Source organism: Pantoea sp. X-Soil-ISGK-275 (assembly GCF_059730795.1).
Map to the genome: position 1 here is coordinate 1,841,903 of NZ_AP035976.1, position 22,163 is coordinate 1,864,065.

The following is a 22,163-nucleotide window of genomic DNA, read 5'->3' on the forward strand; positions in this document are numbered from 1 at the left end:
AAAGGAGTGAACATGCAGGATTTTTTACAGCAGACCTTGTCTGGTGAGCCGCCACAGCAAAGAGAGGGCAGCAACGATCATCTGAGTTGGCAATGGCATAACGAGGGACTTCTGTCCCTCACGCCGCACACGCCCACGCAGCAGGCGCTGGTGCTCTCTGCGGGCATTCACGGCAATGAAACCGCGCCGGTGGAGATTCTCAATCTGTTGCTGACGCCATTATTAAAGGGCGAGAAACCGCTGGCGGTGCGTTTGCTGGTGATTTTGGGTAACCCCGCCGCGTTGCGCAGCGGCAAACGCTACCAGCAATACGATATCAACCGCCTGTTTGGTGGCCGCTGGCAGCAGGTGGCCGATGTACCGGAAGCGCAGCGTGTGCTGCAGCTGGAGCAGGAGCTCGAGAGTTTCTGGCGTGCCTGTCTCGATCACGAAGTGCGCTGGCACCTTGATCTGCATACCGCGATTCGCGGCTCGTATCATGCGCGTTTTGGCGTGATGCCGCTGAATCCTAATCCGTGGCCCGAACAGTTTATGCACTGGCTGGCGGCGGCAGAAATGGAGGCGCTGGTGTTCCACCGGTCACCGGGCGGCACCTTCACCCATTACAGCTGTGAGCACCATAATGCGGCGAGCTGCACGCTGGAGCTCGGTAAGGCGTTGCCGTTTGGTGAGAACGATCTGAGTCAGTTTAGCGGCGTGCAGCGGGCGCTGGCGGCGTTGCTGTATGGCGAGACCTTGCCGGAGGTGCGCGAGCAGCCGCGCCATTATCGCGTGGCGCAGCAGCTGACCCGTCACGGTGATAAGTTTGTGTTGCACATGGGGCCAGAGACACTGAACTTCACCGCGTTCCCGCAGGGCACGCTGCTGGCGGAAGAGGGCGACCGGCGTTACTACGTGCAGCAGGCGCGCGAATATGTGCTGTTCCCCAATCCGAATGTTGCGCCGGGATTGCGCGCCGGGCTGATGCTGGTGGAGGAGAATGAACAGACGCAGGCGCTGGCGTTGTAATTTTCCCTCACCCTAACCCTCTCCCGCAGGCGGGAGAGGGAATTGATCGAGCTAACATGTTGCAGCGTTTCCCTCTCCCTGTGGGAGAGGGCCAGGGAGAGGGCATCAAAGTGCAGAGGCGTTAAAACCGCCGACATTTCCCTTCCTGAAAACCAACAATACCGTTACACTCCTCCTTAATTCCTGCGTTTTTTCCCTTGATTGTCATAAACTTTTGCAATTCCTCACGCATTTCTTCTCTTTCTCTCCATGATTGCCTGATCTCTGTCTTTTATGCTTTCAGGGCTTTACTCAGCCTCTGAGTAGTTGACGTTCAGCGTCGTATGCTTGTTTCCGAAGACGCGACACCGGCTGTCGTCATTAAACTGATAAGTAAGGACAATATTATGCGTAAATTAACTTCTGTGTTCCTGGCTACCGCAATGGCTCTTGGTGCTGCAAATATCGTCCATGCAGCGGCAGACAACCTGACTCCGCCGCCAGCAGGCAGCGAAAAACCGATGCACAAGCCGCCGATGCGACATCACGGTATGGAGATGATGTTTAAAGGTCTGAACCTGACCGATGCGCAGAAAGCGCAGATCAAAACTATCCTGCGTGATGGCCACAAAGAGATGAAGCGCCCGTCGCTGGAAGAGCGTCGTGCTGACCATGCCATCATCGCTTCCGATACCTTCGACCGTGCGAAAGCCGAAGCGCAGGCTGAGAAGATGACCGCGAACGCCAAAGATCGTGCGCTGCAGATGATGGAAACCCAGAACAAGATCTACAACGTGCTGACACCAGAGCAGAAGAAACAGTACAACGCGAACTTTGAGAAGCGCTTAACCGAGAAAGGCCCGCACGATGGCAAAATGACGCCACCGCCGGCTGATGCTGAATAAGTTCTTTCGCTAACTGAATAGAGACCGCCGGGGTTGTCCATCGCATCTGATGCTTTGGGCAACCTCGGCGGTTTTGTTTTTAAAGTTCGATCAGCGGGAACACGCCAGAAAGCAGCGGACGACAGAGGATTTTATAACCGTCATGATCGAAACCGTGCGAGGCGCGCTGCAGCTGGCGTGCTTCGGCTTCACTGTTTACCGATCCCAGCCAGAACCAGTGATCGATCACATGGATTTGGGTGAGGTCTGTGCCCGTTTCCACCATGCCAACCGGGCCTTGCCACGGCCAGCACTGAATGCGCATTTGCTCTAACGCCGCATGTAAGCGCTGCTGATGCTCAGCAACCGATTCGTTACCGCAGCAGGCACCGGCGCAGCGTTTCAGGGCGGAGCGAAAACAGCCGCGTCCCGGGCGCAACGATTCCAGCCCCAGCAAGCCGTGACACAAACGCTGCTCATCGGCGATGGCTTTTAGCTTCTCCAGCGCGGCAAAGCGACTGCGAAACAGGCCATAGAGATTGGGCGAGCGCGAGAAGTCGAGATCCTTTGCATATACCACCTGCGGCGCACCGTCACCCAGCTGCAGCGAACAGAGCTGGCGATTCTTACGCAGGCGCTTATTAAATAGCGGCTGTTGCGTTTTGATCATCTGCGCTTCCAGCAGCTGTGCGCCGACGTCGCCAGCGGTGGGAATCCAGGTGACGCGTCGCGCCTGACGCAGCATTTTGGCTTCATCCGGCGTGCGGAAATGCGCCATCACCCGACTGCGCAGGTTGACGCTTTTGCCGATATACAACGGCAGATTTTCGCTTTCACCGTGAAAGGTATAGACGCCCGGCTGGTTGGGTAAACCTTCCAGCCACTGACGTAAATGTTCGGGGTATTGATAGATTGCTGCCGCATCGAAATCGAGGCGGTGGCTGGCTGCACGTCTGACCAAAGCACACTCCATTTACTGGTTGTCTATCCAGTGTATCAAACTGTGCTTTTTCTCGCCACTTTAGGTTCTGATTTGCATTGGTCGCCATGAATGGCGACCCTACGGTGATTTGGCGGGGGCGCATTTATGCGCACTTGCGTAACTTACGGTTTCCAGAAATCGTCGAACACGGTGATCGGCGGGCGACGTTTGTGTTCGGTTTTCAGATACCAGCCTTCGATGGTTTTCGCTGCAGCAGCATCGATGGTTTTACCTTCCAGATAAGCATCGATTTGCTGATAAGTGACGCCAAGCGCCACTTCATCCTGCAAGCCGGGACGATCATCTTCCAAATCGGCGGTCGGATGTTTGAGATAGAGGTGCTCCGGGCAGCCCAGCGTTTTCAGCAGCTGTTTGCCCTGGCCTTTGTGCAGACGGAAGATCGGGTTGATGTCGCTGCCGCCGTCACCGTACTTGGTGAAGAAACCGGTGATCGCTTCTGCCGCATGGTCAGTACCGACCACCACGCCTTTTGTCATGCCGGCGATGCTGTACTGCGCTTTCATGCGCTCACGTGCTTTTTCATTGCCGCGTACGAAATCCGACACTGTGATACCCGCGTCTTTCAACGCACGTTCGCTGGCCAGAATCGCTTCTTTGATGTTCACCACCAGCGTGCGGTCCGGCTGGATAAACGCCAGCGCATCCTGACAATCCTGCTCATCGGCCTGCACGCCATACGGTAAACGTACGGCAATAAAGGTGTAATCGTTATCGCCGCTCTCTTCACGCAGTTCGCGAATCGCGGTTTGCGACAAAATGCCGGTTAGCGTCGAATCCTGGCCGCCGCTGATGCCGAGCACCAGCGTTTTCAAAAAGGGATGGGCTTTCAGGTAAGACTTCAGAAAATCAACGCTGACGCGGATCTCCTGCTGCGGGTCGATAACGGGCTTTACACCAAGGGCTTCAATGATTTCCTGTTGCAGTGACATGAACCTCTCCTCAAGTCAGTAGCCTGACGGCACAATGCGAATCTTCTGCTAAAGCTAACGCCTCTCCCCGCAAACAACAAGCCGCACGGCTGGTTGTTCAGGTTATTTGCTGGCAAATCAGGCGTTTTTTGCCTTCTGCACCAGCAAATTGAACGACACAATCGCCAACATAAAGCAGCCAAAAATGGTACCGGTCATGCTTGCCACCGAGGTGCCGCCCAGGCCGGTGATCGGCACGCTGATGGCACCAAAGGTGAACATGCACACGCCAATCACTGCCGAGGCGCTGCCCGCACGCTGGCCCTGGCTTTGCATCGCCAGCGAAGAAGCGGTAGTGGCGATTACGCCGTTACTGGCAATGGTGAAGAACAGCGCGACCAGTAGAATCGGCAGCGCCGCGCCGGTAAGTCCCGCCAGCAGCAAACAGCTTGAGGCGACAAAAGCCAGCGTCAGGCCGCCTTTCAGCACGCGGTATTCACCCCACAGCGGACAGAGGCGCGCACTGGTTTGTGATGCAATAATCAGGCCGAGACCGTTGGCAGCGAAGCAGAAGCTGAAGGCTTGCGGTGTCAGCCCGTACAGCTGTTGCAGTACAAATGGCGAGGCGCCGATGTAGGCAAACATGCCGGACATCATAAAACCTTGCGTCAGGCAGAAGCCCATAAACTGACGATGCGAGACAACCTGGCCGAGCGCCGCCCAGGTAGAAAAGATCGAGCCCTGACTGCGGCGCTCAGGCGGTAAAGTTTCGTGCAATTTCCAGCGGGCGAGAAAGATCAACACGATGGCGATGCAGCCGAGCACCACGAAAATGCCGCGCCAGTTGAGCACCGTCATCAAGGCTCCGCCCAGCACCGGCGCACCAATTGGCGCTAACCCGTTGACCAGCATCAGCAGGGCAAAGAAACGCGTCAGTTCATGACCGCTGTACATATCACGGGCAATCGCACGCGACAGCACCGCGCCGCCTGCGCCCGCCAATCCTTCAAATAAACGAGCCACTAACAGCGAGTTGATATCTTTTGCCAGCGCACAGCCAATCGAGGCAATAAACAGCAGCACCAGCGATAACAGCAGCGGACGCAGGCGACCAAATTTGTCGCTCATTGGGCCAAACAGCAACTGACCGGCACCCAAACCGAGCAAGCCGGCGGTGAGGCTCAGCTGCGCCGTGGCGGTTTCGGTGTGCAGATCGTGCGCCAGTTCCGGCAGCGCCGGCAGGTAAAGATCGATACAAAGTGGCCCGAGCGCCGCGAGCAGGCCCAGCGTGATGGCATAAACCAGCCGATGAGAAGGTGCAGGTGTCATTAATCCTCTTTCTTTATTCATTGCTATAGGTATTTTTTCGCGGGTGATTATACGAACCGTAGCGCATCAACACAGCATTTTTACCAAATCCTAACGCTTCTGAATTTAGCTAAATTTATCCCATAAAGTTGATAAATCTGGATTTATGTTCCAGGCTAATTTCATACGGACAAAAAACGAGGAACAACAATATGAATAAAGTGATGGGATGTATCGCTGCTGCTATGACGCTGGCAGCCCTGTCAGGTTGTACGACTTATGACAAAGCTGAAAGCTACGTAACCAAGCCTGTGGTGAAGGATGTGAAGAAAGGGATGACGCGCGATCAGGTTCGCCAGATTGCCGGTCCAGCTTCTACTGAAATCACCATGGTTCACGCCCGCGGTACTTGCCAGACCTACGTGATTGGCGAGCGCGACGGCAAACCGCAGACCTATTTCGTTAGCTATAACGATACCGGTCGCGTCATGAACTACGGTTTCCAGAGCTGTAAAGACTACGATACCGATCCGCAAGCGGCTCAGTAATCGCAGCAGAATAAGAAACGGCCCGTCATTGACGGGCCGTTTTTCCTTGTGGCGCTTATAAACCGTAAGGACGCGGCACTTCGATATACTCGCCGCCAATCTCGCGCTGGTAGTAATGACCTTCCTGCACGTAATAACGCTTGCCGTTGAAATCCAGCACGCGCATACCGCCGCCCGGCGGGGCTTCAGGCGGCTGCACCACCACATAGGTGTCGCCCTGACGCTGATAGTAGTTGCCGTTCAGCATGTAATAGGTCAGACCGCCCAGCAACACGGCGGTTGCTGCTTCGGGTAGGAAACGCAGCGGGCCGGGACCACCCCAACGTGGACCTCCACCCCAATGCGGGCCTGGGCCGGGGCCCCAACCGCCGGGATGGGCAAAACTGATGGCTGGTGTTAATAAGGTTAACGCCAGCACCGAGGCGATAACTGTTTTCATCGGTGATTCTCCTGCTGTGATTAACTGCAGAATTGGCCTTCCTGAGCGAAAACTCAAGCGAAAAGCGGCTGATTTTTCCTCTGTTTACCATGCTTAACGTTTTCCTGACGCTAGCGCCATGATTGGGGGGGATTGGGGAGGAAAGAACATAAAAAAACGGCAGACCTTGCGGTCTGCCGTTGTTGGAACGCATCACATTTAGCGGTGTGCCAGTTCGGCGTGCTCGTCGCTCTCCAGCACTTTTTTGTCGGTCAATCCGAGCCAGCGGCTGGTGAGTGAACCGGCGGTCATTGAACCATTGACGTTGAGCGCGGTACGGCCCATATCGATCAGCGGCTCGATGGAGATCAGCAGCGCGACCAACGTCACCGGCAAGCCCATCGCAGGCAGCACAATCAGTGCGGCGAAGGTAGCACCGCCGCCGACGCCGGCCACACCGGCAGAACTCAGCGTTACGATACCTACCAGCGTCGCAATCCACATTGGGTCAAACGGGTTGATACCCACGGTTGGCGCAACCATCACTGCCAGCATGGTCGGATAGAGACCCGCACAACCGTTCTGGCCGATGGTGGCACCGAACGAGGCTGAGAAGCTGGCGATCGATTCCGGCACGCCAAGGCGACGCGTCTGGGTTTCCACGTTCAGGGGAATACTGGCGGCGCTGGAGCGGCTGGTGAAGGCAAAGGTGATCACCGGCCACACTTTACGGAAGAAGCGCATTGGGTTGATGCCGTTAATCGACAGCAGCAGCGCGTGCACGGCAAACATGATTGCCAGACCGAGATAAGAGGCCACCACGAAGCCACCCAGCTTGATGATGTCTTGCAGGTTGGAACCGGCCACCACTTTGGTCATCAGCGCCAGTACGCCGTACGGCGTCAGCTTCATGATCAAACGCACCAGCTTCATCACCCAGGATTGCAGGGTATCGATCGCCACCAGTACGCGCTCGCCTTTTACCTTGTCATCTTTCAGCAGTTGCAGCGCCGCTACACCGAGGAAGGCGGCGAAAATCACTACGCTGATGATCGAGGTTGGATTGGCGCCAGCCAGATCGGCAAACGGGTTTTTCGGAATGAAGGAGAGCAGCAGCTGCGGCGTGCTGAGATCAGCCACTTTGCCTACGTAGTTGCTCTGAATCGCGGTCAGACGCGCGGTTTCCTGCGCACCCTGCACCAAACCTTCAGCGCTCAGGCCAAACAGGCCGGTCACCAGCACACCGACCAGCGCGGAGATGGCGGTGGTAAACAGCAGCACACCAATGGTCAGCACGCTGATTTTACCCAGAGATGAGGCATTGTGCAGACGTGCGACCGCACTCAGGATCGAAGCGAAAACCAGCGGCATCACAATCATCTGCAGCAGTTGCACGTAGCCGTTACCAACGATGTTGAACCAGCCAATCGACGCTTTCACCGTTGGGCTGTTTTCGCCATAGATGGTTTGCAGCGCCAGACCAAATGCCACACCGAGAACCAAACCGGTCAGCACGCGCTTTGACAGGCTCCAGCTTTGGTTGCCAATGCGATTCAGCAGAATCAGCAGCGCGACAAACGCCACGATATTAATAATGAGGGGAAAATCCATGCTCAACTCCAGAGTGTGACGTGCCATCGCCCTGGGATGGCACGTAAAACAGTAAGTCCCCGTTAGGGAATATTTAGAATGTTATCAGTTGAGCGTGGGGCGGGCTTATACCCAAAAAGAATGTTTTATAACTATATCGCTTGATTCGACTGGTTATTGACCGTTTTGACCATTAACCAACCGACCGACGCCATTTTGTAGCGTATTGAACAATTGTTCCGGCCAGCCGTTGGCACCAAAAGAGGGCATGCCAGGTGGGAACCACAACGCATAACCGACCAGCGCCAGGCAAAGTGCGCGCTCCAGCTGGTTCCCTTTCTGGCTCTTCAGGATGGGCAAACGGAAGCGCCAGCGGCAAGGCCACAGTAAAGGCACGCCAGCGGGCGTTAGCATATCGGCGAAAATATGGCTGAGATAGCCGAGCGTCATGCCTTGCAGCACATCGGCGGGAAGAAACCAGTCGGCGGGCACATTGATCTGGAATAGCCACAAGCCCACCGCTACCGCCAGCAAACTGTGGGTAAAACCGCGATGACCAAAGGCGCGGGCGATGGGATGCGATAGCCACTTTAATCGCTGGCCTAACACGGATTTAGGGTGATCGATATCGGGCAGCAGGCAGGTTAACAGCGCAGCAGGCACTAAATGCCACCAATCGGCGCTGGCCAGGACTGGCGTCAGCTCCGCGCGCTTGGCAAAAATGGCGCTGGCAATGGCAAAAATGATATGGCCTTCGGCCGTCATGATGAAACCTGGCTGCATAAAACTGTCGATGCATCCAGTATAGGGATTTATCCAGTGAATGAGAATGGTGACGCTGTAACGAAGCGTTAATATTTTTCACTTTCCCGCGTCACAATGACGCGGGAAAATAACGGGTTAGCTTAGCGCGCTAACCATCCGCCATCGACGGCCAATGTATAACCTTGCACATAATCGGAGGCGCTAGAGGCGAGGAACACAATCGGGCCCATCATGTCATCCGGGATGCCCCAGCGACCCGATGGAATGCGGCCTAAAATTTCCTCGTTGCGTAACTCATCGCTGCGCAGCTGTTCGGTGTTATTGGTGGCCATGTAGCCTGGTGCAATGGCGTTGACGTTGATGCCGTGCTTGGCCCATTCGTTGGCCATCAGACGGGTTAACCCCATCACCGCGCTTTTTGATGCGGTATAAGAAGGCACGCGAATGCCGCCCTGGAACGACAGCATCGAGGCGATATTGATGATCTTGCCACCGTTGCCTTGCGCGATAAACTGACGCGCGACCTGCTGCGACAGGAAGAACAGGCTTTTGCTGTTGATGTTCATTACATCATCCCAATCCTGTTCGCTGAAGTTGAGTGCATCCTCGCGGCGAATGATGCCGGCGTTATTAACCAGAATGTCGATGCGACCGGCCTGCGCCACCGCCTGTTCAACAATGTGCGGCACAACGGACGGTTTGGTCAGATCGGCCTGAATCGACCAAAAACGGCGGCCTAACGCCTCCACTTTGGCCTGCGTGTCATCCGGCCCGGCGCGATTGACACCAATTATGTCACATCCTGCCTGCGCCAGACCCAGCGCCATACCTTGTCCCAAACCGGTATTGCAGCCGGTGACCAGTGCGACTTTGCCTGCAAGATTAAATGCGTTGAGTATCATGATCCGCTCCTTGTTAGCGCAGCGCGCTGATGGCGACGTGGTCCATGTCATCGAATACCTGGTTTTCGCCCACCATGCCCCAGATAAAGGTATAGCGTTGCGTTCCCACGCCCGCGTGAATCGACCAGCTAGGTGAAATTACCGCCTGCTCGTTGTGAACTAAGAGATGACGCGTCTCCTGCGGCTGGCCCATCATGTGGAACACGGCGCTGTCGTCGGCCATATCGAAGTAGAAGTAGACCTCCATGCGACGCTCATGAGTGTGACACGGCATGGTGTTCCACAGGTTGCCGTCATCAAGGCGGGTTAATCCCATGGTTAACTGGCAGGTTGGCAACACGTCGGGCACGATGAATTTATTGATGGTGCGGCGATTCGAGGTGGCGGCATCGCCTAACGTGGCTTTCACTGCCTCGGCGAGGGTGATTTTTTTGTCCGGATAATGAGTGTGTGCCGGCGCGCTGTTGTAGTAAAACTTCGCCGGATGATTAGCATCGCTACTGCGGAAAATCACGCTCTGCGCGCCTTGTCCGACATATAACGCTTCCTGATTCCCAATCTCCCAGGTATTGCCATCCACTTCAATCAGTCCCGGCCCACCGATGTTGATTACGCCGAGCTCGCGGCGCTCGAGGAAGTAACTAACTCCCAGCTGTTTACCCACTTCGTGGCCGATGGTCACGGATTTCTGCACCGGCATTACGCCGCCGATGATGATGCGATCGATATGGCTATAAGTGAGGGTGTAATTGTCGGCGTCGAAAATCTTGTCGATCAGAAACTCACGGCGCAGGCCGTCAGTGTCCAGTGTTTTGGCATGTTCGCTATGAATGCTTTGACGAATGTCCATCTCAGGCCTCTTAAGAGTCAAAGGAAGTGGTCCCGATGCGGGTCTTTGGGCATCTTAAGTAGGATGGGATGTGAATTCAATAAAAATGAAACGATGTTTTATTTATTTGTGTGTGCGATCAAATTGCACAAAAAAGCCCGCGATAAGCGGGCTGCGGTTAACCGTGCAGATGCTCGGGTTTGAGCTGGGTTAAATCATCAATAATCACATTGGCTAACGCCCAACGCGCATCATCACGATGATCGGCCGCTGGCACCACAATCGAGCGCATGCGTGCGGCTTTGGTGGCAATCATGCCGTTGAAGGAATCTTCCAGCGTCACGCAGTTAAGCGGATCGATGCCCAGTTTGGCGGCAGCGTCGAGATAGACCTGCGGGTGCGGTTTGCTGTACGGCAGCGCTTCCGCAGACGCCAGCACATCAAAGTATTTGCGCAGGTCAAACATCTCCAGGACGCGCTCCAGCATATGCAGCGGCGAGGCGGAGGCGAGGCCGATTTTCAAACCTTGCTGCTGGCACAGCTGCAGCGCCTGCTCCACGCCGGGCAGCAGCGGACGCGTCTCTTCCACCAGCGCCAACGCGCGGGCGATGATGCGTTGGGTGACTTCCTGCTGAGCAGGGCCGTTCCACGGCAGCGCTTCAAACCACATGCGCACAGTTTGATCGATACGCAGACCCAGCGTATCGGGCAACTCGTGACGCCGGGTGATATCAACGCCAAGGCTGGCGAAGATATCCAATTCCGCCTGATCCCACAGCGGTTCTGAGTCGATCAACAATCCGTCCATATCAAAGATGGCGGCCAATACAGGACGACGATATGACATACAACTGCTCCCTTGGAAATTTGGCTTACCTTAGCACGAGTGCCGGAGAAAGCCGACTTGCGGCAGGCCACGCATTTTTCAGGAAAAATTGCAGTAGTGCAGGTAGACTTAGGCAAAACTAATATCGGTTCAGGGAGACACCATGACTTACCAACAGGCTGGCCGCATCGCCATCCTTAAGCGAGTGGCTGGCTGGGTGATTTTTATACCAGCACTGTTATCCACCCTTATTTCGCTGCTGGGCTTTATGTTTAAGCACAGTGAAAAGCAGCCAGGCATTGATGCCGTGATGCTCGATTTTGTCCATGTTATGGTCGACATGGTGAAGTTCAATACGCCGTTCCTTGATGTATTTTGGCAGAACTCGCCGGTGCCGGAGTTTAATGGCGGCGCGAATATCGGCTTTTGGCTGATCTACATCCTGATTTTTGTTGGGATTGCGCTGCAGGCTTCGGGTGCACGGATGTGGCGTCAGTCGCGCCATATTAAAGAGGGCATTGAAGATCAGTTGATCATGGAACAGGCTAAAGGCAGTGAAGGGCGTACGCGAGCGCAGCTGGAAGAGAAAATCCATATGCCACGTCACACCATTTTCTTGCAGATTTTTCCGCTCTACATCCTGCCGATCATTATCGCTATCGCTGGCTACTTTGTACTGAAGCTGCTCGGCATGCTGTAACGCGTCAGGCCGGTCTGGCCTGACGTTCTCCCAACACGTCTTCATCCAACAACTGGCCGATAGCGAACTGCGCTTCGCCGGTCCAGTTGCCGCCGAACACATTGGCGCGATTGAGCAGGTAATAGAGCTGATAAACCGGCTGACGCTGCGAAAATCCGTCTTCCAGTGGCCAAACCGCGTGATAGCCATCATAAATCTGGCGCGGTAAATCGGCGTAGTAGCTCAGCATCGCGAGATCGCATTCGCGGTCGCCCCAATAGCAGGCGGGATCGAACAGCCACGGACCGGTTGCGCTGCCAGCGCAGTTGGCGGGCCACAAATCGCCGTGTAATAAAGAGGGTTGCGGATGGTGGTTGGCAAGTGTGTGCTGCACGCAATCGACAATCAGCTCGGTATCGCCATAGTGCACGCCTTTTTCCGCAGCCAGTTGCAGCTGCCAGCCGATGCGCTGCTCAGCAAAGAATACCGACCAGCGGCGTAACCAACTATTCGGCTGCGGTGAAGTGGTGATGTTGTTGTCGTAATCCAGACCAAATTGCGTCTGCTCGCTCCATTGGTGCAGATGGGCTAACTGCTGGCCGAGTTGGAAGGCACTCCGATCGGTAAAAGGTTGAGGTGGAATATATTCCAGCAGCAGGAAGCTGGTATCACGATCGTTACCGACGCCATACACCTTCGGTACGCGAACGGTTTGCGTGCGCGCCAGCAGGTCGAGTTGATCGGCTTCCCAGCTAAACAAGGTGAGCATGTCGCGGGTGTTACATTTGACGAACACATCTAACTCGCCATAGCGGATACGCCAGGCGGGATGGACATCGCCACCGGGAAGTTCCTGACGGTCGGTGATTTCAGCCTCACCGGCGTGCTCGCTTAACAGACGACTAATGGCTGACCACATCGGGTAATCCTCTTTGTTCGCTGCGTGAATTCGATTGTAACGCGCAAAACCTGAGCAAACCTGGCGTCGATGCCGTTTTTTGCACTGCGTCAGGGTTGTTCTTTCAAAAATGCCTCTAGCGTGGTGACGCTGACTTCAGGTTTTTGGCCGAGCGCGACTTGCGCGTATCCCGCGGTTTGCTCCGCCACTTCATGCTCCTCTAACGCGCTGACAATGCCAAAGCTATTGGTGCCCAACTCATGCGGATGACCTTCATCATCACTTAAGGTGGTGCTATATCCGCCATTGATCATGGCGCTATTCACTGACTGCAGGTCGCCAAGTCCATTTTCCTGATACTTTAACGTGACAATGTAACGTTTGACATCATGGTCACTCATTATTCACCTCATTGTTATCGAACAGATTTCAGCGTAGACCAGCGGGCAAGATAGAGCGAATTTTAGGCGATTTATCAGAAGAAATGGCGGGTAAAGCTCTGTCAAAAAAGTTCAGAAAATTCTTCTGGTTTTTGAGCTGCTATTTAAGTAATTGCCCCCTATAATGCGCAGCGAAAATGGGAAAAGTCCCATTAAAAGAGCGGTCCAGCGGCTTTCCAGGCTTTTTTTGCGGGTACATAATTTTTTACAAAACTTACGGTAAATTGCATTGATTGACCGGAGAAACGCTTCAGACTCTTCGTTTTTTAAACTGTCGTACGGGTTACTTTTAATGAAAGCCTTTAACAAGCTGTCCGCTGTTTTATTGCTCTCTGCTGGAGCATTTTGTCACCAGGCATTTGCAGATAACGCCGTTTTCACCTCCATGGATGACCCTTCAACGGCGAAACAACCGTTTGAAGGCAGTGCGTCAGCGGGTTACCTGGCTCAAACCGGTAACACCACCAGCTCTTCGCTGAGTGCGGCTACCAATATGACGTGGTACCAAACCAATACCGCACTGAGCCTGTGGGGTAACGCTTCGAACAACTCCTCTAATGATGAGCGTTCATCTGAGACCTACAACATCGGTGGCCGTAGCCGTTATAACCTCAACAGCGCCGATTACCTGTTTGGTCAGGCGAGCTGGTTGAGCGACCGCTTCAATGGTTATGACTCACGTGATGTACTGACCGCCGGTTACGGTCGTCAGATCCTCAATGGTCCGGTTCACTCACTGCGTGCTGAATTCGGTCCGGGTGTGCGTTACGACGATTTCCATGAAGGCGGCCATGAAACCAAAGCATTGGGTTATGGCGCAGTGAGCTATCAATGGCAGCTGACAGATACCACCAAATTTATCCAGGGTGTTTCTGTGCTGAGCAGCTTCGGTGAAGACACCACGCTGAACTCAGAGACTGCACTGCAGGTGGCCATCAATGCTCACTTCGCGTTGAAACTAGGCTACAACGTGACCTGGAACAACAATCCGCCAGAATCTGCGCCGGATCGTACCGATACCAAAACCACAATCCAGCTCTCATACTCAATGTAAGCGAGACGGATGTGAATCACCGCTGCCAGGCCTGTGCCTCGCAGCGGTTTTTTTTATTTCTCTTTAGCTTAGCGAATTTCCGCACGGGTTTTGATCGGCGGCGAAAGCTGCTATTATCATCGCCGCTTTACATTCCTGGCGTCATTCCGACAACGTGGGTCTGACATCACGCCGGGTTACACACTACAAAACTCATTTTGCATGTAGGCTTTCGTGTGGCTTACCACTGCAATTAAGGATATGAAATGCCAGTAATTACTCTTCCTGATGGCAGCCAGCGCAGCTTTGACCGTCCGGTCAGCGTGATGGATATTGCGTTGGATATTGGACCGGGTTTGGCGAAAGCCTGTATCGCGGGCCGCGTGAATGGCGAGTTGGTTGATGCGGTTGATCCGATCACCGAGGACGCTCAGGTCGCGATTATTACCGCTAAAGACGACGCTGGTTTAGAAATCATTCGTCACTCTTGCGCACACCTGTTAGGGCATGCGATCAAGCAGCTGTGGCCCAACACCAAAATGGCTATCGGCCCGGTGATCGATAATGGTTTCTACTATGACGTCGACCTGGAACACACCTTAACCCAGGAAGATCTTGAGCTGCTGGAAAAGCGTATGCACCAGCTGGCTGAAAGCAACTACGATGTGGTGAAGAAAAAGGTGAGCTGGCAGGAAGCACGTGACGTGTTTGCTGAGCGTGGCGAAAGCTACAAAACCACCATTCTTGACGAGAACATCAGCCACGACGATCGTCCTGGCCTGTATCACCATGAAGAATACATCGACATGTGCCGCGGTCCGCACGTGCCGAATATGCGTTTCTGCCATCACTTCAAACTGCAGAAAATCTCCGGGGCTTACTGGCGCGGCAACAGCGACAACAAAATGCTGCAGCGTATTTACGGTACGGCCTGGGCGGATAAAAAGCAGCTGGCTGCTTATTTGCAGCGTCTGGAAGAAGCGGCGAAGCGCGATCACCGTAAGATCGGTAAGCAGCTTGATCTCTACCACATGCAGGAAGAAGCTCCGGGCATGGTGTTCTGGCACAATGACGGCTGGACCATCTTCCGCGAGCTGGAAGTGTTTGTGCGTACCAAGCTGAAAGAGTACGACTACCAGGAAGTGAAAGGTCCGTTCATGATGGACCGCGTGCTGTGGGAAAAAACCGGGCACTGGGAGAACTATAAAGAAGCAATGTTCACCACCTCTTCAGAGAACCGTGAATATTGCATCAAGCCGATGAACTGCCCAGGCCACGTTCAGATCTTTAATCAGGGTCTGAAATCCTACCGCGACCTGCCGCTGCGTATGGCGGAGTTTGGTAGCTGCCATCGTAACGAGCCATCAGGTGCCTTGCACGGTCTGATGCGCGTACGCGGCTTTACCCAGGATGATGCTCACGTCTTCTGTACCGAAGATCAGGTACGTGATGAAGTGAACAGCTGTATCCGCATGGTCTACGACATGTACAGCACCTTCGGTTTTGAAAAAATCGTGGTGAAATTGTCGACCCGTCCGGAAAAGCGTATCGGTACCGACGAAATGTGGGATCGTGCGGAAGTGGATTTGGCAGAAGCGCTGAAAGAGAATGACATTCCATTCGAATATCAGCCGGGAGAAGGTGCCTTTTACGGCCCTAAAATTGAGTTTACCCTGTACGATTGCCTCGACCGTGCCTGGCAGTGTGGTACCGTTCAGCTAGACTTCTCCCTGCCAAAACGTCTGGACGCGACTTTTGTCGGTGAAAACAACGATCGTCAGACACCGGTGATGATTCACCGCGCAATTCTCGGTTCAATGGAGCGCTTTATCGGCATCCTGACCGAAGAGTTCGCTGGATTCTTCCCGAGTTGGCTGGCACCAGTGCAAGCTGTGGTGATGAATATCACCGACAGTCAGTCAGAATACGTCAGCGAATTGACAAAGAAACTGCAGAATGCAGGTATTCGTGTCAAAGCGGACTTGAGAAACGAGAAGATAGGCTTTAAAATCCGCGAGCACACATTACGTCGCGTCCCTTATATGCTGGTTTGCGGTGACAAAGAGGTGGAAGCAGGCAAAGTTGCCGTGCGCACCCGCCGTGGTAAAGACCTTGGGAGCATGGACGTAGATGTGTTTGTTGAGAAGCTGCAACAAGAGATTCGCAGCCGACATCTTCACCAATTAGAGGAAACAGGTTATTAAAGGCGGAAAACGAGTACAACCAACACGTCCGAACCGTATCAACGGCGAAATCCGAGCTACCGAAGTGCGCTTATCTGGCGTAGACGGCGAGCAACTTGGCATTGTCACCCTGCGTGAAGCCATTGAGAAAGCTGAAGAAGCCGGCGTAGATTTAGTTGAAATCAGCCCGAACGCCGAACCGCCGGTTTGCCGTATCATGGATTACGGCAAGTTCCTTTATGAAAAAAGCAAGTCTTCTAAGGAACAGAAGAAGAAGCAGAAAGTTATCCAGGTTAAGGAAATCAAATTCCGTCCTGGTACCGATGATGGCGACTATCAGGTCAAACTACGCAACCTGATTCGCTTTCTGGAAGAGGGCGATAAAGCCAAAATCACGCTGCGTTTCCGCGGTCGTGAGATGGCGCACCAGCAGATCGGTATGGAAGTGCTTAACCGCGTCCGTAAAGATCTGTGTGAAGACATGGATCTGGCGATTGTCGAATCCTTCCCTTCGAAGATCGAAGGTCGTCAGATGATCATGGTGCTCGCTCCTAAGAAGAAACAGTAGGCCTTCAAGTAATGAAGCCGCGCATCGCTTGCGTTGTGCGGATTTTTATTCGCCTGTCTGATTCATTTTATTAACAATGCGAAGTGGATATTTGTAAAAATGCCAAAGATTAAAACTGTACGTGGCGCCGCTAAGCGCTTCAAGAAGACCGCTTCTGGCGGCTTCAAGCGTAAGCACGCGAACCTGCGTCATATTCTGACTAAAAAGTCTACTAAGCGTAAACGTCACCTGCGTCCGAAAGGCATGGTGTCTAAAGGCGATCTGGGTCTGGTTATTGCCTGCCTGCCGTACGCATAAGTAAGTTTTTTATAAATTTGCCCGAAAACTTTGCGTACTGGCCATTGGCTTGCAAGGAATAGGGCGTCACAGAATATGATATAGGAGAGCTCACATGGCTCGCGTTAAACGTGGTGTAATTGCTCGCGCACGTCACAAGAAAATCTTAAAACAAGCTAAAGGCTACTATGGTGCACGTTCACGTGTATACCGCGTTGCCTTCCAGGCTGTTATCAAAGCTGGTCAGTATGCTTACCGTGACCGTCGTCAACGTAAGCGTCAGTTCCGTCAACTGTGGATCGCGCGTATCAACGCTGCGGCTCGTCAGAACGGTATCTCTTACAGCCGTTTCATCAATGGCCTGAAAAAAGCCTCTATTGAAATCGACCGTAAGATTCTGGCTGACATCGCTGTATTCGACAAAGTGACATTTACTGCACTTGTTGAAAAAGCAAAATCAGCTCTGGCGTAAGTCAGTTGAAAAAGGGAGCTTGCTCCCTTTTTTATTACCCGCAACTCACGCAAAAGATTGACATTTTGGCCGCTGCGCATTTCAATAGTGCGGTTTCTAAATATGACAAGGTAACGCAAGCATGAATGCTGCTATTTTCCGTTTCTTTTTTTACTTTAGCGCCTGAACATCAGGGGCTTTTGCGCATAAGAAAAGAAACGAAAAATCGCGCTAAAAGCCTCCCTCGTGGAGGCTTTTTTGTTTCTGGCGACACTTAATCGGATCAGCTGATCCCAACGAGAACTGACCAGCCCGGCTGGAAGAAGAGGAAATCATGTCCCAACTCGCAGACCTGGTGGCTCGTGCCACGGCCGCCATCGACGAGGCGGCGGATATCGCTGCTCTGGACGCCGTGCGCGTCGAATTTCTGGGTAAGAAAGGGCATCTGACGCTGCAAATGACCACCCTGCGTGAACTGCCAGCAGAAGAGCGCCCGGCAGCGGGTGCGGTCATCAACGATGCTAAACAGCAAGTGCAGGATCGCCTTACCGCGCGCAAAGATACGCTGGAAAACGCCGAGCTGAATGCGCGTCTGGCTGCGGAAACCATCGACGTGTCGCTGCCTGGCCGCCGCGTTGAGAATGGCGGCTTGCATCCGGTGACCCGCACGATCGACCGTATCGAAACCTTCTTCGGCGAACTGGGTTTCGCGGTAGTGACAGGTCCGGAAATTGAAGACGATTACCACAACTTTGATGCGCTAAACATTCCGGGCCATCACCCGGCACGTGCCGATCACGACACCTTCTGGTTCGATGCCACGCGTTTGCTGCGCACCCAAACCTCAGGCGTGCAGATTCGCACCATGAAAAACCAGCAGCCGCCGATCCGCATCATCGCGCCAGGCCGTGTTTATCGTAACGACTACGATCAGACGCACACGCCGATGTTCCATCAGATGGAAGGTTTAATTGTCGATAAGGACATCAGCTTTACCAATCTGAAAGGCACGCTGCACGATTTCCTGAACAACTTCTTCGAAGAGAATCTGCAAATTCGCTTCCGTCCTTCTTACTTCCCGTTCACCGAACCGTCCGCAGAAGTGGATGTGATGGGTAAAAACGGCAAGTGGCTGGAAGTGCTGGGTTGCGGCATGGTGCACCCGAACGTGTTGCGCAATGTTGGCATCGATCCGGAAATTTATTCGGGCTTTGCGTTTGGCATGGGCATGGAGCGTCTCACCATGCTGCGCTACGGTGTGACCGATCTGCGCGCCTTCTTCGAAAATGATTTACGTTTCCTCAAACAATTTAAATAAGGGCAGGTTATCCAATGAAATTCAGTGAACTCTGGTTACGCGAATGGGTAAATCCAGCCCTTGACAGCGCTGCGCTGTCTGAGCAAATCACCATGGCCGGCCTTGAAGTGGACGGCGTAGATCCGGTTGCCGGCGCTTTCAACGGTGTTGTGGTGGGTGAAGTGGTTGAGTGCGGCCAGCATCCGAACGCCGACAAGCTGCGCGTCACCAAAATCAACGTCGGTGGCGATCGTCTGTTGGATATCGTCTGCGGCGCGCCAAACTGCCGTCAGGGCCTGAAAGTCGCAGTGGCGACCGTTGGCGCTGTGCTGCCGGGCGATTTCAAAATCAAAGCGGCAAAACTGCGTGGCGAACCCTCTGAAGGCATGCTGTGCTCCTTCTCTGAGCTGGGTATTTCCGACGATCACAGTGGCATTATCGAGCTGCCAGCCGATGCGCCCATTGGTACCAACATCCGCAGCTATCTGCAGCTGGATGACAACACCATTGAAATCAGCGTCACGCCAAACCGCGCCGATTGCCTGGGCATCATCGGGGTTGCGCGTGATGTAGCGGTACTGAACGGTTTGCCGCTGACGGCGCCTGCCATTGAGCCGGTAAAAGCCACCATCACCGACACTTTCCCGATTCGCGTCGATGCCACCGCCGCGTGCCCGCGCTATCTGGGCCGCGTGGTGAAAGGTATTAACGTCAAAGCCGCTACACCATTGTGGATGCGAGAAAAGCTGCGTCGCTGCGGTATTCGTTCAATCGATCCGGTGGTGGATATCACCAACTTTGTGCTGCTGGAGCTTGGCCAGCCGATGCACGCCTTTGATCTCGACCGTATCGACGGCGGCATCGTGGTGCGTATGGCAGAAGAGGGCGAAGCCCTGACGCTGCTGGATGGTACCGAAGCCAAACTCAGCAGCGACACGCTGGTGATTGCCGATCACCACAAAGCGCTGGCGATGGGCGGCATCTTTGGTGGCGAGCATTCAGGTGTGAATGAAGAGACGCAGAACGTGCTGTTCGAATGCGCCTACTTTGATCCGCTGGCGATTACCGGCCGCGCACGCCGTCAAGGCTTGCATACTGACGCATCACATCGTTATGAGCGTGGCGTCGATCCGGCGCTGCAGCACAAAGCGATTGAACGCGCGACGCAACTGCTGCTCGACATCTGTGGCGGCGAAGCGGGCCCGGTCATCGATCAAACTGACGCGAGCGCGCTGCCGCCACGCGCCACCATCACGCTGCGCCGTGAAAAGCTTGATCGCCTGATTGGTCACGTGATTGCTGACGATCAGGTTACTGACATCCTGACGCGTCTCGGTTGTGAAGTGACGGTCGGTGCAGGCGAGTGGCAAGCCGTGGCGCCAAGCTGGCGTTTCGATATGGCCATCGAAGAAGATCTGGTCGAAGAAGTGGCGCGCGTTTACGGCTACAACAACATTCCTGATGTGCCGGTGAAAGCCAGCCTGATCATGACGCAACATCGTGAAGCCGACCTGTCGCTGAAGCGTGCGAAAAATCTGCTGGTGGATAAGGGCTATCAGGAAGCGATTACGTACAGCTTCGTCGATCCAAAAATGCAGCAGTTGCTGCATCCGGGCGAAGAGGCGCTGATTTTGCCAAGCCCGATCTCCAGCGATATGTCGGCCATGCGCCTGTCGCTCTGGACCGGTTTACTGGGTGCTGTGGTGTACAACCAAAACCGTCAGCAGGGCCGCGTACGCCTGTTTGAGAGCGGTTTGCGCTTTGTTCCTGATACACAGGCCGATCTGGGTATCCGTCAGGATCTTATGCTGGCCGGCGTTTTAAGCGGTAATCGCTATGAAGAGCATTGGGATCTGGCGCGTCAGACGGTTGACTTCTATGATTTGAAAGGCGATTTAGAATCGCTGCTGGATTTGACCGGTAAACTTGATGAGATCTCCTTCCGTGCGGAAGCCAATCCGGCGCTGCATCCAGGACAAAGCGCCGCAATTTATTTACGCGGCGAACGAATCGGATTTATCGGGGTGGTTCATCCAGAGCTGGAACGTAAGCTGGATCTTAACGGGCGCACCTTAGTGTTTGAACTGCTTTGGAATAAGGTCGCAGACCGCGTCCTGCCTGATGCGCGCGAGATTTCCCGCTTCCCGGCAAACCGTCGTGATATCGCCGTTGTGGTGGCTGAAAACGTGCCTGCAGCAGATATCATTGCGGAGTGTAAGAAAGTTGGCGTAAATCAGGTAGTTGGCGTAAACTTGTTTGACGTGTACCGTGGTAAGGGCGTGAACGAGGGTGAAAAGAGCCTTGCGATTAGCCTGATTTTGCAGGATACCAGCCGGACACTCGAAGAAGAGGAGATTGCCGCGACCGTTGCCAAATGCGTTGCGGCATTAAAAGAGCGATTCCAGGCAACCTTGAGGGATTGAACCTATGGCGCTTACAAAAGCTGAAATGTCAGAGTACCTGTTTGAAAAACTCGGGTTGAGCAAACGCGATGCCAAAGAGTTGGTAGAACTTTTTTTTGAAGAGGTTCGCCGCGCGTTGGAAAACGGAGAACAGGTAAAACTGTCCGGATTTGGTAATTTTGATCTGCGTGACAAAAACCAGCGTCCGGGCCGTAACCCGAAGACGGGGGAAGATATTCCTATCACCGCGCGCCGAGTGGTGACATTCCGTCCGGGACAGAAGTTGAAAAGTCGCGTCGAGAACGCGACACCCAAGGATGCTGACTAATTTCAGTACGACAAAAAGGCCGCTTAGCGGCCTTTTTTTTGCCTTAAATTTGGTCGTTCTACACGATTTATCCACGCTGTAAGGATTTCGTAAGCATCCGGAAAATAAGGCGAAAATCGGTCCTCACCGATAGTGACGGCATCAACACTTTTGTTATAACAGCGCCATCACATAGCAAATGGTTTGAATAATGAAAAAGACAGCATTTTTATTAAGCATCCTGTTAGGCATGCCGCTGCTGGCTAGCGCCAATGTTTCCGTCAACATCAACACGCCGGGCGTTTCGGTGCATATCGGCGATCAGGATAAGCGTGGCTACTATTGGGATGGTTACGACTGGCGTGCGCCAACGTGGTGGAAACAGCACCATAACCAGCGCATTGGCACCAAAGGTCCGCACGGTTACTGGAACGGTAACGGCTGGCAGGCGCAGCATCCGGGCAATGGGCCGCATCGGGATGACAAACGTCAGCCACAGCGACAGCCGCAACCGCAGCATCACGACCAGCATGATAATCAGCAGAAGCGTGATAATCACGGTCAGCCGCTTCCCCCGCATCAGTAATGCTTCTCCAGCGGCGCCTCCACAGCGCCGCTTTCTTTTTGCTGTAATCCCACTACAATCAAATCTCTGTTTTCT

General features: G+C 53.9%; 25 protein-coding genes and 1 other annotated feature. Of the genes, 14 read left to right on the forward strand and 11 right to left on the reverse strand.

Translation table 11 applies throughout. From position 1 onward, the window contains the following. Positions 1-12: 12 nt before the first annotated feature. A complete protein-coding gene (astE, locus tag AC6I8A_RS08575; RefSeq protein WP_154152517.1) occupies positions 13-1,008 on the forward strand; it encodes a succinylglutamate desuccinylase in 996 nt (331 codons plus the stop codon). A gap of 386 nt (positions 1,009-1,394) precedes the next feature. After that, positions 1,395-1,892, forward strand: a complete 498-nt coding sequence (spy, locus tag AC6I8A_RS08580) for an ATP-independent periplasmic protein-refolding chaperone Spy (protein WP_265296961.1) — start codon at positions 1,395-1,397, stop codon at positions 1,890-1,892. A gap of 79 nt (positions 1,893-1,971) precedes the next feature. On the opposite strand, the gene cho is transcribed toward spy, so the two are convergent. The 3 genes from cho to AC6I8A_RS08595 all read right to left on the reverse strand — a co-directional run bounded on the left by cho (position 1,972) and on the right by AC6I8A_RS08595 (position 5,111). Next, positions 1,972-2,832, reverse strand: coding sequence for an excinuclease Cho (gene cho, locus AC6I8A_RS08585; protein ID WP_479486965.1), 861 nt, complete (start codon positions 2,830-2,832; stop codon positions 1,972-1,974). Positions 2,833-2,975: 143 nt separating this feature from the next. Next, positions 2,976-3,803, reverse strand: coding sequence for an NAD(+) synthase (nadE, locus tag AC6I8A_RS08590; RefSeq protein ID WP_008102906.1), 828 nt, complete (start codon positions 3,801-3,803; stop codon positions 2,976-2,978). 117 nt (positions 3,804-3,920) lie between these two features. Continuing rightward, a complete protein-coding gene (locus AC6I8A_RS08595; protein WP_256696304.1) occupies positions 3,921-5,111 on the reverse strand; it encodes a multidrug effflux MFS transporter in 1,191 nt (396 codons plus the stop codon). 191 nt (positions 5,112-5,302) lie between these two features. Between AC6I8A_RS08595 and osmE the strand changes: the two genes are divergently transcribed. After that, entirely contained in the window at positions 5,303-5,638 is a 336-nt protein-coding gene (osmE, locus tag AC6I8A_RS08600) for an osmotically-inducible lipoprotein OsmE (protein WP_007892614.1), read from the forward strand. Between the two features lie 55 nt (positions 5,639-5,693). Here the strand turns inward: osmE and AC6I8A_RS08605 are convergent, their stop codons facing one another. The 6 genes from AC6I8A_RS08605 to hxpB all read right to left on the reverse strand — a co-directional run bounded on the left by AC6I8A_RS08605 (position 5,694) and on the right by hxpB (position 10,989). Next, the gene (locus AC6I8A_RS08605) at positions 5,694-6,077 is read right to left on the reverse strand and encodes a DUF6515 family protein (protein ID WP_101764583.1); all 384 of its coding nucleotides are present in this window, start codon (positions 6,075-6,077) and stop codon (positions 5,694-5,696) included. 198 nt (positions 6,078-6,275) lie between these two features. After that, positions 6,276-7,667, reverse strand: a complete 1,392-nt coding sequence (locus AC6I8A_RS08610; RefSeq protein WP_256696305.1) for an L-cystine transporter — start codon at positions 7,665-7,667, stop codon at positions 6,276-6,278. Positions 7,668-7,820: 153 nt separating this feature from the next. Beyond that, positions 7,821-8,411: a metal-dependent hydrolase gene (locus AC6I8A_RS08615; RefSeq protein ID WP_497818315.1), complete on the reverse strand. Its 591-nt coding sequence runs from the start codon at positions 8,409-8,411 to the stop codon at positions 7,821-7,823. Between the two features lie 140 nt (positions 8,412-8,551). After that, entirely contained in the window at positions 8,552-9,313 is a 762-nt protein-coding gene (gene kduD / locus AC6I8A_RS08620) for a 2-dehydro-3-deoxy-D-gluconate 5-dehydrogenase KduD (RefSeq protein WP_256696307.1), read from the reverse strand. Positions 9,314-9,326: 13 nt separating this feature from the next. Continuing rightward, positions 9,327-10,163, reverse strand: coding sequence for a 5-dehydro-4-deoxy-D-glucuronate isomerase (gene kduI / locus AC6I8A_RS08625; RefSeq protein WP_154152503.1), 837 nt, complete (start codon positions 10,161-10,163; stop codon positions 9,327-9,329). A gap of 157 nt (positions 10,164-10,320) precedes the next feature. Further along, positions 10,321-10,989: a hexitol phosphatase HxpB gene (gene hxpB, locus AC6I8A_RS08630; RefSeq protein WP_497818316.1), complete on the reverse strand. Its 669-nt coding sequence runs from the start codon at positions 10,987-10,989 to the stop codon at positions 10,321-10,323. Positions 10,990-11,131: 142 nt separating this feature from the next. On the opposite strand from hxpB, the gene AC6I8A_RS08635 reads away from it, so the two are divergent. Further along, on the forward strand, positions 11,132-11,668 hold the full coding sequence (locus tag AC6I8A_RS08635; protein ID WP_256696310.1) for a YniB family protein: 537 nt from the start codon (positions 11,132-11,134) through the stop codon (positions 11,666-11,668). A 4-nt stretch (positions 11,669-11,672) separates the two neighbouring features. Here AC6I8A_RS08635 and AC6I8A_RS08640 read toward each other — a convergent pair whose 3' ends face one another. Further along, complete coding sequence (locus AC6I8A_RS08640) at positions 11,673-12,566, reverse strand: fructosamine kinase family protein (RefSeq protein WP_497818317.1); 894 nt, start codon at positions 12,564-12,566, stop codon at positions 11,673-11,675. Positions 12,567-12,655: 89 nt separating this feature from the next. Further along, positions 12,656-12,946, reverse strand: coding sequence for a type V toxin-antitoxin system endoribonuclease antitoxin GhoS (gene ghoS, locus AC6I8A_RS08645; RefSeq protein ID WP_497818318.1), 291 nt, complete (start codon positions 12,944-12,946; stop codon positions 12,656-12,658). 331 nt (positions 12,947-13,277) lie between these two features. On the opposite strand from ghoS, the gene AC6I8A_RS08650 reads away from it, so the two are divergent. The 10 genes from AC6I8A_RS08650 (at position 13,278) to AC6I8A_RS08695 (ending at position 22,088) form a co-directional block, all read left to right on the forward strand. Then, positions 13,278-14,039: a DUF481 domain-containing protein gene (locus AC6I8A_RS08650; protein WP_256696313.1), complete on the forward strand. Its 762-nt coding sequence runs from the start codon at positions 13,278-13,280 to the stop codon at positions 14,037-14,039. A gap of 245 nt (positions 14,040-14,284) precedes the next feature. Next, complete coding sequence (thrS, locus tag AC6I8A_RS08655) at positions 14,285-16,222, forward strand: threonine--tRNA ligase (RefSeq protein WP_007892653.1); 1,938 nt, start codon at positions 14,285-14,287, stop codon at positions 16,220-16,222. After that, positions 16,218-16,769 carry a translation initiation factor IF-3 gene (gene infC, locus AC6I8A_RS08660; RefSeq protein WP_036647992.1) on the forward strand — a complete coding sequence of 184 codons (552 nt, stop codon included), beginning with the start codon at positions 16,218-16,220 and terminating at the stop codon, positions 16,767-16,769. The genes thrS and infC overlap by 5 nt, the downstream gene beginning before the upstream one ends. A 99-nt stretch (positions 16,770-16,868) precedes the next feature. Further along, entirely contained in the window at positions 16,869-17,066 is a 198-nt protein-coding gene (gene rpmI / locus AC6I8A_RS08665; protein ID WP_004157374.1) for a 50S ribosomal protein L35, read from the forward strand. 94 nt (positions 17,067-17,160) lie between these two features. Further along, positions 17,161-17,517 (forward strand): 50S ribosomal protein L20, encoded by a 357-nt coding sequence (gene rplT / locus AC6I8A_RS08670; RefSeq protein ID WP_007892678.1) that lies wholly within the window; start codon positions 17,161-17,163, stop codon positions 17,515-17,517. 116 nt (positions 17,518-17,633) lie between these two features. Beyond that, positions 17,634-17,759, forward strand: a sequence feature (Phe leader region). Continuing rightward, the gene (gene pheM, locus AC6I8A_RS08675; RefSeq protein WP_106120997.1) at positions 17,639-17,683 is read left to right on the forward strand and encodes a pheST operon leader peptide PheM; all 45 of its coding nucleotides are present in this window, start codon (positions 17,639-17,641) and stop codon (positions 17,681-17,683) included. (Overlaps the previous feature by 45 nt.) Positions 17,760-17,830: 71 nt before the next feature. Continuing rightward, the gene (gene pheS, locus AC6I8A_RS08680) at positions 17,831-18,814 is read left to right on the forward strand and encodes a phenylalanine--tRNA ligase subunit alpha (protein ID WP_256696314.1); all 984 of its coding nucleotides are present in this window, start codon (positions 17,831-17,833) and stop codon (positions 18,812-18,814) included. 14 nt (positions 18,815-18,828) lie between these two features. Then, the gene (gene pheT, locus AC6I8A_RS08685; protein WP_497818319.1) at positions 18,829-21,216 is read left to right on the forward strand and encodes a phenylalanine--tRNA ligase subunit beta; all 2,388 of its coding nucleotides are present in this window, start codon (positions 18,829-18,831) and stop codon (positions 21,214-21,216) included. Positions 21,217-21,220: 4 nt separating this feature from the next. After that, entirely contained in the window at positions 21,221-21,523 is a 303-nt protein-coding gene (gene ihfA / locus AC6I8A_RS08690; protein WP_007892687.1) for an integration host factor subunit alpha, read from the forward strand. A gap of 190 nt (positions 21,524-21,713) precedes the next feature. Beyond that, entirely contained in the window at positions 21,714-22,088 is a 375-nt protein-coding gene (locus tag AC6I8A_RS08695) for a DUF2502 domain-containing protein (RefSeq protein WP_265296935.1), read from the forward strand. Positions 22,089-22,163: the final 75 nt, after the last annotated feature.